Below are 12,810 nucleotides of genomic sequence, written 5' to 3' on the forward strand. Positions count from 1 at the left end.
CTTTGTCAGATCCCGTTGATGTCGAACTGCAGGCGCTTGGCCGAGTCGATCGACTTGTGGTCGCGCACCTTGGCGAGCACGTCTTCGGGGAACGGTGCGTCGAGATAGAGCAAGGCGATCGCATTGCCACCCGGCCGGTCGCGGCCGAGCTGGAAGTTGGCGATGTTGACGCCGCTCTCGCCGCACACGGTGCCGAGCAGGCCGATGATGCCAGGCGCGTCGGCGTTGGTGGTATAGAGCATGTGTTGGCCGACCTCGGCATCGAGATTGATGCCCTTGATCTGGATGAAACGCGGCTTGCCGTCGGAGAAGCACGTGCCGGCGATCGAGCGCGTCATATGCTCGGTCTTCACGCTCAGCTTGATGTATCCGTCGAACACGCCCGACTTGTCGCGCTTGACCTCGGCGACGATGATGCCGCGCTCCTTCACCATGATCGGCGCCGACACCATGTTGACGTCGGAGACCTGCGGCCGGATCAGGCCGGCGAGCGCAGCACTGATCAGCGCCTTGGTGTTCATCTGTGCGGTCTGGCCGTCGAACAGGATCTCGACCTCGGTGATCGGGTCTTCCGTCACCTGGCCGACAAAGGCGCCGAGCACTTCGGCGAGCTTGACGAAGGGCTTGAGCCGCGGCGCTTCCTCAGCGGTGATGGACGGCATGTTGATGGCGTTGGAAACAGCACCCTTGACCAGATAGTCGGCCATCTGCTCGGCCACCTGCAAGGCGACGTTCTCCTGCGCTTCCGAGGTCGAGGCGCCGAGATGCGGGGTGCAGACGACGTTGTCCATGCCGAACAGTTCGTTTTGCTCAGCCGGTTCCACCTCGAACACGTCGATGCCGGCGCCTGCCACTTTGCCGCTTTTCAGGCCGGCGATCAGGTCCTTCTCGACGATCAGGCCGCCGCGGGCGCAGTTGATGATGCGCACGCCCGTCTTCATCTTGGCGATGGACTCGGCGTTGATGATGTTGCGCGTTTTGTCGGTCAGTGGCGTATGCAGCGTGATGAAGTCGGCGCGGGCGAACAGCTCGTCGAGCTCGACCTTTTCGACGCCGAGTTCTTCGGCGCGATGCTCGGACAGGAACGGATCGAAGGCAACGACATGCATCTTGAGGCCGACGGCGCGCGTGGCGACGATCGAGCCGATGTTGCCGCAGCCGATCAGGCCGAGCGTCTTGCCGGTGATCTCGACGCCCATGAAGCGGTTCTTCTCCCACTTGCCGGCATGGGTCGAGGCATTGGCCTCGGGCAACTGGCGGGCGACCGCGAACATCAGCGCGATGGCGTGTTCGGCGGTGGTGATCGAATTGCCAAAGGGCGTGTTCATGACGATGATACCGCGCCGCGAGGCGGCAGGAATATCGACATTGTCGACGCCTATGCCGGCGCGGCCGATGACCTTGAGATTGGTCGCTGCAGCGATCAGCTTTTCGGTGACCTTGGTCGCCGAGCGGATGGCCAGGCCGTCATATTGGCCGATGACTTCGAGCAGCTTTTCCTTGTCCTTGCCGAGGTCGGGCAGGTAGTCGACCTCGACGCCACGATCCTTGAAAATCTGGACGGCGGTGGTGGAGAGTTTGTCGGAAACGAGAACGCGAGGCATGGGTCTTAATCCCTTTGCGATTGGTCTGCCTCCCCCTTGTGGGGAGGTCGGTCGCGAAGCGACCGGGTGGGGGAATGGGTTGAACGCGGGGATGGGAGCAAAGTCTGATGCGCCCCCAATCCCAATCCGCCGTGCGGATCGACCTCCCCCGCGCGGGGGAGGGCAAGGGCGTCAGGCCGCAGCCTTGAGCGCTGCCTTCTGGTTGGCGAAGGCCCAGTCGAGCCAGGGCATCAGCGCCACCAGATCGGACGTCTCGACGGTGGCGCCGGCCCAAATGCGCAGGCCGGGCGGCGCGTCGCGATAGGCGCCGATGTCGAAGGCGACGCCTTCCTTTTCCAGCGCTGAAACCATGCCCTTGGCGAAGGCCGCCTGACCGTCCTTGTCGAGAGCGGCGACCTCAGGGTCGACGATCGACAGGCAGACCGAGGTGTTGGAGCGCGTCTCCGCAACGACGGCCAGGTTGGCGAGCCAGCCGGACTTTTCGACGAACGCGTCGATGGCCGCGAAGTTCGCGTCGGCGCGGGCAACAAGCGCATCGAGGCCGCCCAGGCCCTTGGCCCAGTTCAGCGCGTCGAGATAATCCTCGACGCAGAGCATCGACGGGGTGTTGATGGTCTCGCCCTTGAAGATGCCTTCGATCAGCTTGCCGCCCGAGGTCAGGCGGAAGATCTTGGGCAGCGGCCAGGCCGGCTTGTAGCTCTCAAGGCGTTCGACGGCGCGCGGGCTGAGGATCAGCATGCCGTGGGCGCCTTCGCCGCCGAGCACCTTCTGCCAGGAGAAGGTGACGACGTCGAGCTTCCGGAAATCGAGCTTCTGGGCGAACGCCGCCGATGTGGCGTCGCAGATGGTCAGGCCCTTGCGGTCGGCGGGGATGAAGTCGCCATTGGCGACGCGCACGCCCGAGGTCGTGCCGTTCCAGGTGAAGACGACGTCGCGGTCGAAATCGACCTTGCCGAGATCGGGCAGCTCGCCATAGGGCGCCTCGAACTTGCGCACGTCTTCGATCCTGAGCTGCTTGACCACGTCGGTGATCCAGCCTGCGCCGAAGCTCTCCCAGGCGACCATGTCGATGCCACGTTCGCCGAGCAGCGACCACATCGCCATCTCGACGGCGCCGGTGTCGGAAGCCGGAACGATGCCGATGCGGTAGTCCGATGGGACCTGGAGAACTTCGCGGGTCAGCGCGATGGCCTGCTCGAGCTTGGTCTTGCCGATCTTGGCACGGTGCGAGCGGCCGAGCGGCGCGTCAGCGAGGGCCTGGAGCGACCAGCCGGGACGTTTTGCGCAGGGACCTGAGGAGAAATTGGGGTTTGCCGGACGGAGTCCGGGTTTGGCGACGATCGTCATCGTGGTTCTATCCTTCCAGATAGTTGGCCCCTCGTTGGGGAGGGGTGGCCCACGGACGGCGATATGCGTTTAGCGTTCGGGCGTCAAGAGGAAAGTTTCTGTCGCAAAGAGGACATGCCGTGACGGTGCGGAAATGCAGGCAGCGCTGGTCGCCGACCGGGCATGCCCGCAAATCGCCACCTACTCTGCCGGCAGATAGCCCGCATGGACCAGATGGTCGTGGAGCAACTCCCGGATGGCTTCCTGCCGGCTGGCGTCGCTCTGCTTGTTGCGGCGATATTCGTCCACGGCGTCCAGCACGGTCGATGGAAACCTCATATGCACGGCCTCGGTCCCCGCCGGCCGCCGCCCTCGTTTCGGAAGTTGTTCACGCAAGTCCGCCCCCCCAAGTGAAGTCTAATTTAGAGAATCGTAAATTCTGAAAGATGAAATTGCAATAACGAAGTGGCTGGTGGGAAGGTGGCGGAAATGCCTCCAACGCTCTTTGTGGGCACAGGGAAGACCGGTTTATGTCAGCGGTTGTGCGGCGATTGGAATTAACGCAGAACGGGCATCGGTTTGCAGGGCTTGCATTGGCGGGGTGGTTCGTGGCTCACGTGTTTTCACTCGGACTGCGGTTTCAGGGGCTGATTGCCGCTCGTCCGCAAGCCGTGACCGTGGCTTCGCTGGCTGCAATCGTCGGCATTTCTCTGGCCCTCGGATTCTACAATCTCGACTTCCTCTATGGCGCCCATGTCGACGAACCAACGAAGGTGGCACTGGTCGCGGACAAGCCCAACAATTATTTCCACCCACCGTTACTGATCGTTCTGGCGAGGGGCGTTGTGTGGCTCGTGTCGGCTTCCAGCGACCTGGATCGGCTTTGGGCCGGCCGCTTCGTCAGTGTCATGGCAATGACGGCCGCAAGCGCGCTTTTCTACCTTGTCATGGCGCGCTACATTGATCGCCTGCAGTCCGTTATCTGGAGTTGCGTTTTCGCGTCGTCTCCGGCAATCGCCGTGCACGCCCATTTTTTCAAGGAAGATGCGTTGCTCGTGCTCGCCATTTGCCTTGGCCTCCACGCGCTGGTGCGGCTTGTGGAAAGAACCGACCTGCACAATCTGATCTATTTGGGCATTGCTCTCGGTCTTGCGCCGTCGGCCAAGTATGTTGGTTTCCTGAACAGCGTCGGGTTGTTCGCCTTTGCCCTGTGGTACTGCCGGTTAGGCGTGAGGGGGGGCGCATTGGTGGTCGTCGCGGGCGCCGCCACCATTCTCGCCGTTCTGCTCGTCTCCTTCGCGGGCGAAAGCGGAACCGGTCTTGGCGATGTGTTGACTGGCCTCGCAAGGGAACTCAGGCATGCCGAGGATGGTCATGACCTCAAGGAATGGGTCTGGGCAGGCTATGGATTCACCCATCTGCGTCACCACCTGCTTCCAAGCATCACGGCGATGACGTTTCTGATCGGTCTCGGGGCAATCTGTTTGGCGCTGGTCAAGGACCGAGACCGGCAAGTGGCAGCCTTTGCGGCGGCCGCGATCATATGGTTGTTCGCGCTTGAGCTCTCGCCGCTCAAGATCGTGGGGCAGATGCGCTATGTGCTTCCAGTTGTCATCTATTTCCTGCTCGCCGCTGGGATTGCCTGCTCGCGCTCGGTCGCCATTCGAAGCCGAGCCGGAGCCATGGTGTTGGCCCTTGTTGCGCTGACGGTCACAGCACATGCGGGGATTTCCTATGTTCGGAACATGAATCCCGGCAAGGACACGCGGACGAGGGCAGTCGAATTCCTGACGGCAAACGGGATGACCAATGTGGTCTCCGACTATCCGATCGGTCATCCAGTGGCGCAGACATGGGACTATGAAGCGCTGGCCTCGTATGACTATCTGCTGTCGCTCAGATTCGAGCGCTATTTGCGCGGTGGCGAGCTGAGAGCACAAGACTCGCAAGTCTACGAGCTGGCATCGATATTCCATTGCCTCGACGGGTATGCTGTCGCAACGATTTCCCGGCTCTATGGGGACTACGGCTTCGTCGCGCCGACTGTCAGGATATACGATCTCAAGCGCGGCGCCTCATGCATCCCGGCAGCAAAAAGCCGGATGTGAGGCACGGCTGGCTTCTTCGAGAGAACGCAGCGCTTCTAGAAAGCGAACGGCGGGCAATAGCCCGCCGCTGTCATCATCTTAGGGGAGATCAGGCGCTTACCAAAGATCGTAGCGCAGGCCGACCTTGACCTGGTGGTAGTCGAGGCCTTTCTTGGTGGTGAGCGTGCTGAAATCCATGTATTCCAGATCGGGCGCGCTCAGATACTGGTAGCCGACGTCGATCGAGGTATTCTGGGCGACGCGATATGCGACACCGGCGCCGACCGAGTATGCGACCTTGTATTGCGCGTCGCGGGCATAGAAGTCGAGTGTCGGGTCGACATCGTCGATGCTCACGCGCTGGCTTGAATAGATCAGGCCCAGGCCGGCGCCGACATAGGGCGTGAAGCCGGCGACGGTGCCGAGATCGGCATAGACATTTGCCATGCCGTTCCAGAAGCTGTTCTTCAGCGAGACGGTGGTGTCGGCATCCGAAGCGCTGAAACTGTCGGTGCCCAGGAAGCCGACATTGAGCTCACCGCGCAGGAAATCACTGAAATGATAGCCCGCACCGATGCTGCCGGTGATGCTGGTGCTGTCGGATTCAACACCGAACAGCGTGAAGTCGTAGGGCGACTTGGTGATGTTGTAGCCGACGTCGCCGCGCAGGTACCAGCCGGAACCGACTTCGACCGGGACATATTCCGGGGCCTCGTCGATGGCGATTGGCGGGTCGTAGTCGGCAGCGCCGGCTGCAAGTGGCCAAAGCATGGTCGCGGCCAGTGCCAGCGCTATGCGAGACGTCAAGGTCATGATCGCATTCTCCCGAAATGGCGCCAGATGTTGCCGATGAGCCCAGCAGCCGTTCAGCTCATCATTAACCATAGAGGTTAAGTCACAGTTAAGGATAACAGATGGTTAGCTGGTGTTTGCGGACGTCGCCGCAAAGAAAAACCGCCCGGCGAGCCGGGCGGTTTGGTGTCAGGAAAATCCGCTTGGACGGTTAGTTCAGCGAGTAGCGGACACCAAGCTTGAAGTCGTGCGAGGTGATGTCCTTGAACCGGATGCCGTCATTGGCAGGCGGGAAGGGGAAGGACGGGTCGACGTTCTTCAACTCACCGGTCTGGCCGTCGCCGAGATTGACGAAGCTGTAGCCGAGGTCGATGGTCATGCGCTCGGTGGCCTTGATGCCGAGACCGGCATGAAGTGCCCAGGCGAGATCCCAGCGCGACTTGTCGGCGGCATAAGCGCCACCGCCCGTCTGCGGGTTGGTGTCGGTGAAGCTGGAGATCGTGTTGCGCGACGCGCCGATACCCGCACCGACATATGGCGTGATGCCATAGAACGTGCCGACGTCGGCATAGGCGTTGGCCAGGAACAGCCATTCCGACTTTCTGCCGCGATAGTCGTTGGTTGTTACCGGATCACCGGGAGCCGTGGCCCTCAGCCAGTCCTGTGCGGTGAAGTCCGCCGCGCCGCGATACTCGGCGGTGATGTCGCCACGCAGGAAGTCGTTGAACTGATAGCCGACGCCGAGGCCGAAAGTCGGCGCCGAGCCGAAGCTGCCGTCATCGTACCAGCCATGTTCGAACGGGATGTCGAACAGCGGCGATTCCAGTCGCTTGATGCGCTGGTTGCTCATGCCGATGTGGCCGCGCAGATACCAGCCGCCATAGGATGGCTGCTCGACCTCGATGATCGGCTCGGGCATGTCGGCGGCGAAAGCCGGCCCGGCGACCCCGACGAGCAGCGCGGCGAATAATGCGTTCCTTCCAATATTGAACATTGCCCATAACCCTATACTTGCGGACCCGCTACGCGCCCGACGTCACTAACCGGGATGGATAATGCTTGGTATAGGTTAAGGCCCGCTTAACCCTGGCGATTAACCATGTTTGCCTGCGCTCAATGGTTGCCGAGGTTGTGGCCTCAAGCTTTTGAACAACAAAAAAAGCCCGCCAGAGGCGGGCCGCCAGAGGCGGGCCTTTCAGTGTCTCTCAGATATCTTGGCTCAGGCGGCCGAGCGGCTTTCCGATATGACGCCGACGATGTCGTTGACCACGGTTTCGACCAGTTGCGGGTCGTCGCCTTCGGCCATCACGCGGATCAGGGGCTCGGTGCCCGACGGGCGGATCACCAGACGACCGGTCTTGCCCAGCCGGTTGCGGCCGTCTTCGATCGCCGCCTTCACCAGTGTCTCCTCCAGCGGCTTGCCGCCGGAGAAGCGGACGTTCTTGAGCAACTGCGGCACCGGCTCGAAGGTGCGGCTGAGCTCGCTCATCGGCTTGTTGGAGCGCTTGATGCAGGCAAGCACCTGCAGCGCCGCCACCAGCCCGTCGCCCGTGGTCGAGTAGTCGGTCAAAACGATGTGGCCCGACTGCTCGCCGCCGATGTTCAGGCCATGCGCGCGCATGTGCTCGACGACATAGCGGTCGCCGACCTTGGTGCGATGCAGTTCGAGGTTGAGCTCGCCGAGATAGCGCTCCAGGCCGAGGTTCGACATCACGGTCGCCACGACGCCGCCGCCGGCGAGACGGCCGCTCTGCTGCCAGGATTGCGCGATCAGCGCCATGATCTGATCGCCGTCGACGACGGTGCCGTTTTCGTCGACGATGACGACGCGGTCGGCGTCGCCGTCAAGCGCGATGCCGATGTCGGCGCGAACCTCGTGGATCTTCTTTTGCAGGCCGGCCGGATGGGTCGAGCCGCATTCGGCGTTGATGTTGAAGCCGTTGGGCTCGACATTGATCGGGATCACCTCGGCGCCGAGTTCCCAAAGGGCGGCAGGCGCCACCTTGTAGGCTGCGCCGTTGGCGCAGTCGACGACGATGCGCAGGCCCGACAGAGACATCGAGCGCGGCAGGGTGCGCTTGGCGAATTCGATGTAGCGGTCATGCACGCCATCGACGCGCTTTGCCCGGCCGAGCCCGTCGGAATCGGCGAGCAGCGCCTCGACATCCTGGTCGAGCATCGCCTCAATGCGTTCCTCGATCTCGTCGGAGAGCTTGTAGCCGTCTGGGCCGAACAGCTTGATGCCGTTGTCGTGGTAGGGATTGTGCGATGCCGAGATCATCACGCCGATGTCGGCGCGCAGCGAACGCACAAGCATGGCGACAGCCGGCGTCGGGATCGGGCCGAGCAGGAACACGTCCATGCCGGCTGCGCACAGGCCCGACACCAGCGCGTTCTCGATCATGTAGCCCGACAGGCGCGTGTCTTTGCCAAGCACGACGCGGTGGCGGTGATTGCCGCGCTGGAACGACAGGCCGGCAGCCATGCCGACCTTCATCGCAACCTCAGCGGTCATCGGAAATTTGTTGGCCCGTCCGCGAATGCCGTCGGTGCCGAAATAGCGTCCAGCCATGTTAGCCTGTCCCCGTGGAGTCCACCCGCGCCTGCTTTGCCACAACGCGGGCCGACCAACGCATCACATTTGGTGATTTTATGTCACAAAAGCTTAGAAAAGGGTTGGGGTTTTTCGCGGCAGTCTCCCCGACTTGAAGGTGGGTTGGCCTTTCTCGGCCCCCTGATGCCAGGCTACAAACGTGGCGCGGCTCCAATTTGGGCAAACCGTTTGTTGGAGCCCGACAGGATCCATATCGCACTGGTTGCAGAAGTTGCTTGGCTGTCGGGCGCAGATGCAGAAGGCGCCACCTTGCCAATTCCTTGAATCCAGCTAGACAGGAACTCCGGCTCACTCGAAGGAACACGATATGCCGGAACTCTCCACACTCATGCTTTTTGCCGCCGCATCGGTGGTTCTGACCGCCACGCCCGGTCCCGACATGCTGCTCATCGCCTCGCGCAGCATCAGCCAGGGGCGCTCGGCGGGTTTCCTGACCTATCTCGGCATCGCGCTCGGCACCTATTGCCATGCGCTGGCCGCGGCCCTCGGGCTTTCGCAGCTGTTTGTGGCAGTGCCTGTCGCCTACGAGATCGTGCGCTGGGCCGGTTGCGCCTATCTGCTCTACCTTGCCTGGAAGACGCTGCGCTCCGAGACATCGGCCTTTGCGCCGGTGTCCGGTCTCAAGCGGTTCTCGTCAAGGCGCATCCTCGGCGCAGGGCTTGCCACCAACCTGCTCAACCCCAAGATGGCGTTGTTCGTGCTGGCGCTGTTTCCGCAGTTCATCCGTCCCGACACCGGATCGATGATCGTGCAGACGCTGGTGCTGGCGACCGTGCTCAACGGGATCGGCTTCATCGTCAACGGCTCGGTCATCCTGCTGAGCAGCCACCTGCGCCAGCGGGCAGGCGGATTGGTGCGGCTGGGCAGGCTTCCTCAATATTTCCTCGCCAGTGTCTTTGCCGGGCTGGCATGCCGGGTGGCGCTGGGCAGCCGAAACTGAGCATCGCCGGCTGCTGAACCGAAGATGCAAAACCGCCGCTGGGTGTCCTCAGCGGCGGCTCCCTGAGAACGCTATCGACTCACGTCGCAAGTTTCGCGCCGGCCAGTAGGTCGTCGATCACCGACGCCCGGAACGCGCCGCTCTCTAGAGTGCCATCGTTGTTCATGAGAAGTGCCGCCACGTGGTTCTGGTCCTCCGACAGCGCCACGATGTTGGAGGCGCGGTTGTCGCTGCCTGTGTGGCCGACGACTTTGCGGCTGGCACTTTCCTCTTCGGTCCAGCCGAGCCCTTGATAAGGGTAGATCTTCGGGTCGACCTGCCTGCGCAGCATTTCGGCGGATGCTCGCTGGGACAGGACGGCATTATGGCTTCCCCACAGCATGGCATGCAGCGACTTGACGAGGTCGCTCACCGAGCAGCGTAGCAGTCCGGCCGGAACGTCGGGATAACCCTGCTGCGGCAGTTCGACGAACGTGCCGTCCTCGAAGCTGTAGGGCTTGGCAAGCACATCGCGCTGAAATTGCCTCAGATACCAATGGGCATTGATGACGCCGATCGGGTCGAGAATGTTCTCCTTGACGTAAGCCGGGAAGCTCGTCCTGCTGACGCGTTCGACGACGTAGCTCGCGAGCGCAATGGAGACGTTGCTGTATTCCCACTTTGTGCCCGGCTCCGCCTGGAGGAAGGATGTCCCGGGTGCATAGGTGCTGCCGCCACTCACAAGATAGTTCCGCAGGAAGTCCGACAGGCTCTGCGTGGGATCGCCCGGGAAAGAAACGTCGCCATGGCCTTCGTCGAAAATGCCCGATGTGTGGGTCAAAAGGTGGTGCGGCGTGATCGGCAACTGTGGATGGTGCGGGTTGCGGACCTGAAAATCGATGAACCCGCTGACGTCGCCCTGCAGGTCGAGACCCTTGCGTTCGAACAGCTGCACCAGGGCGGAAGCCGTGAAAAGCTTGCTTATGGACGCCAGGTGCATCGGGGTGTCGGTGGTGAGCTTTCGCTGCTGTTTCAGGTCGGCGAAGCCGAAGGCCTCGGCGAAGAGCGTGGTGTTTTCCCTGGATGCGATTACAACGGCCGCGCCCACGACGTTTGCCGCCTTCATCCGTGCAGCAATGCCGGCTGCGAAGTTGCGGCGCCAGTCTTCGAAAGACGGGTTCCTTGCGTCGACCGCAAAGGCCAAGGATCGCTGAGGGATGAGCATGCCGGTCAATCCCAGTTTGAGCAGTGAACGACGCGATGCGACCATAATCTGTTCCGCTTCGGTCTGCCGACTGGATGCGATTCGGATGCGTGCCCGAACATTGGCGGCAGCGTGCCGATGACCTCTGCGAAAACTTGGCGGAAACGGTCATCTGCTTGGAGGCAGTCTGCGACCGCCCAGAATGCAAAAACGCCGCCGAGTTTCCTCGACGGCGTTTTTCATTCAGTACCGCTGTCCGGGCCTCAGCTCGACGGCTGGGGTTCCATGCCGCCTTCGGGCTCCGAACCCTTCTTCTTGCCGCGGGTCGAACCGGCCTTCGGCACGGCCGAGCCGCGCGACGGCGGGGTGTCGTCACCCATGTCGCGGGCGGGCTTGCTGCCGGCGATCAACTGCTTGATCTCTTCGCCCGACAGCGTCTCGTATTCGAGCAGGCCTTCGGCGAGTGCGATCCAGTCCTTCTTCTTCTTGGTCAGGATGGTCCTGGCCGTCGAATAGGCCTCATCGATCAGACGGCGCACTTCGGCGTCGATGATCTGGGCAGTCTCTTCCGAGATGTTCTGGGTGCGGGCCACCGAGTGGCCGAGGAACACCTCTTCCTGGTTGTCGCCGTAAGCGACGTGGCCAAGCTTGTCGGAGAAGCCCCAGCGGGTGACCATGGCGCGCGCCAGCTTGGTCGCCTGCTCGATGTCGGAGGAGGCACCGGACGTGATGTTCTCCTTGCCGAACTTGAACTCCTCGGCAACGCGACCGCCCATCATGATCGCCAGACGCGAGATCATGTACTTGTAGCTCATCGAGTAGCGGTCGCCTTCCGGCAGCTGCATGACCATGCCCAATGCGCGGCCGCGTGGGATGATGGTCGCCTTGTGCAGCGGGTCGGCGGCCGGCACGTTGAGCGCCAGGATGGCGTGGCCGGATTCGTGATAGGCAGTCAGCTCTTTCTCGGCCTGGGTCATGGCCGAGGAGCGGCGCTCGGCGCCCATCATGATCTTGTCCTTGGCGTCCTCGAATTCCTGCATGGTGACCAGGCGCTTGTTGCGGCGCGCAGCCATCAGGGCGGATTCGTTGACCAGGTTCATCAGGTCGGCGCCGGAGAAGCCGGGGGTGCCGCGTGCGACCGTCTTGAGGTCGACATTGGGCGCCAACGGCACGTTGCGAACGTGAACCTTGAGGATCTTCTCGCGACCGACGATGTCCGGGTTCGGCACAACGACCTGGCGGTCGAAGCGGCCCGGACGCAGCAGCGCGGGATCGAGAACGTCGGGACGGTTGGTCGCGGCGATCAGGATGATCGACTCGTTGGCCTCGAAGCCGTCCATTTCGACCAGCAACTGGTTCAGCGTCTGCTCGCGTTCGTCGTTGCCACCGCCGAGGCCAGCGCCACGATGGCGGCCGACGGCGTCGATTTCGTCGATGAAGATGATGCAAGGCGCGTTCTTCTTGGCCTGCTCGAACATGTCGCGGACGCGGCTTGCACCGACGCCGACGAACATTTCGACGAAGTCAGAACCCGAGATGGTGAAAAACGGCACATTGGCTTCACCGGCGACCGAGCGGGCAAGCAGCGTCTTGCCGGTACCGGGAGGGCCGACGAGCAGCACGCCTCGCGGGATCTTGCCGCCGAGGCGCTGGAACTTCTGCGGGTCGCGCAGGAACTCGACGATCTCTTCCAGGTCTTCCTTGGCTTCGTCGACACCGGCGACATCGCCGAAGGTGACGCGGCCGTGTGCTTCGGTCAGAAGCTTGGCCTTGGACTTGCCGAAGCCCATGGCGCGGCCGGAACCCGACTGCATCTGGCGCATGAAGAAGATCCACACGCCGAGGATCAGGATCATCGGCAGCCAGGACAAGAGCACCGAGAAGATCGAGCCCGAACCGTCATTTTCAGGGCGGGCGTTGATGGTGACGTTCTTCTGCTCGAGGCGCGACACCAGCGTCGCGTCGCCCGGCGAGTAGGTCTGGAAGCCTGTCGAGTTGTCGATATAGGTACCGCTGATGCGGTCACCGGCAATCGTCACCGTCTTGACGCGGCCAGAGTCCAGATCCTGGAGGAACTGCGAATACGCCACTTCGCTCGACGCGCCGCGGGTCTGCGGGGTCTGGAACAGATTGAACAGGGCGATGAGCAGAACGGCTATGATCGCCCACAGCGCGAAGTTGCGATAGTTCGGATTCATCGAGTTTCCCGTTGGCGCCCACGAGGGGCGCGTATGGTGAGAGTAAGCTTGCCCCTAACATAGGCA

10 protein-coding genes are annotated in these 12,810 nt (G+C 62.3%); 2 read left to right on the forward strand and 8 right to left on the reverse strand.

Going from position 1 to position 12,810, the window contains the following annotated elements; translation table 11 throughout:
* Positions 1 to 5: 5 nt before the first annotated feature.
* The 3 genes from serA to H5P29_RS07795 form a co-directional block, all read right to left on the reverse strand.
* Complete coding sequence (gene serA, locus H5P29_RS07785; RefSeq protein WP_154386623.1) at positions 6 to 1,604, reverse strand: phosphoglycerate dehydrogenase; 1,599 nt, start codon at positions 1,602 to 1,604, stop codon at positions 6 to 8.
* Positions 1,605 to 1,775: 171 nt separating this feature from the next.
* A complete protein-coding gene (locus H5P29_RS07790) occupies positions 1,776 to 2,951 on the reverse strand; it encodes a phosphoserine transaminase (RefSeq protein ID WP_067956760.1) in 1,176 nt (391 codons plus the stop codon).
* A gap of 180 nt (positions 2,952 to 3,131) precedes the next feature.
* Positions 3,132 to 3,269, reverse strand: a complete 138-nt coding sequence (locus tag H5P29_RS07795) for a hypothetical protein (protein ID WP_169808307.1) — start codon at positions 3,267 to 3,269, stop codon at positions 3,132 to 3,134.
* A 191-nt stretch (positions 3,270 to 3,460) separates the two neighbouring features.
* On the opposite strand from H5P29_RS07795, the gene H5P29_RS07800 reads away from it, so the two are divergent.
* Positions 3,461 to 5,038 (forward strand): glycosyltransferase family 39 protein, encoded by a 1,578-nt coding sequence (locus tag H5P29_RS07800; protein WP_083948450.1) that lies wholly within the window; start codon positions 3,461 to 3,463, stop codon positions 5,036 to 5,038.
* Positions 5,039 to 5,134: 96 nt separating this feature from the next.
* Here H5P29_RS07800 and H5P29_RS07805 read toward each other — a convergent pair whose 3' ends face one another.
* The 3 genes from H5P29_RS07805 to glmM form a co-directional block, all read right to left on the reverse strand.
* The gene (locus H5P29_RS07805) at positions 5,135 to 5,830 is read right to left on the reverse strand and encodes an outer membrane protein (protein ID WP_067956766.1); all 696 of its coding nucleotides are present in this window, start codon (positions 5,828 to 5,830) and stop codon (positions 5,135 to 5,137) included.
* 190 nt (positions 5,831 to 6,020) lie between these two features.
* Entirely contained in the window at positions 6,021 to 6,803 is a 783-nt protein-coding gene (locus tag H5P29_RS07810) for an outer membrane protein (RefSeq protein WP_067956769.1), read from the reverse strand.
* A 225-nt stretch (positions 6,804 to 7,028) separates the two neighbouring features.
* Positions 7,029 to 8,381 (reverse strand): phosphoglucosamine mutase, encoded by a 1,353-nt coding sequence (gene glmM, locus H5P29_RS07815; RefSeq protein WP_067956772.1) that lies wholly within the window; start codon positions 8,379 to 8,381, stop codon positions 7,029 to 7,031.
* Between the two features lie 349 nt (positions 8,382 to 8,730).
* Between glmM and H5P29_RS07820 the strand changes: the two genes are divergently transcribed.
* Entirely contained in the window at positions 8,731 to 9,363 is a 633-nt protein-coding gene (locus H5P29_RS07820) for a LysE family translocator (protein WP_154386622.1), read from the forward strand.
* Positions 9,364 to 9,442: 79 nt separating this feature from the next.
* On the opposite strand, the gene H5P29_RS07825 is transcribed toward H5P29_RS07820, so the two are convergent.
* Entirely contained in the window at positions 9,443 to 10,567 is a 1,125-nt protein-coding gene (locus H5P29_RS07825; RefSeq protein ID WP_246670862.1) for a serine hydrolase, read from the reverse strand.
* A gap of 242 nt (positions 10,568 to 10,809) precedes the next feature.
* Positions 10,810 to 12,744, reverse strand: a complete 1,935-nt coding sequence (gene ftsH, locus H5P29_RS07830) for an ATP-dependent zinc metalloprotease FtsH (protein WP_067956781.1) — start codon at positions 12,742 to 12,744, stop codon at positions 10,810 to 10,812.
* Between the last annotated feature and the right edge of the window lie 66 nt (positions 12,745 to 12,810).

Source organism: Aminobacter sp. MDW-2, from assembly GCF_014250155.1.
GTDB lineage: Bacteria > Pseudomonadota > Alphaproteobacteria > Rhizobiales > Rhizobiaceae > Aminobacter > Aminobacter ciceronei.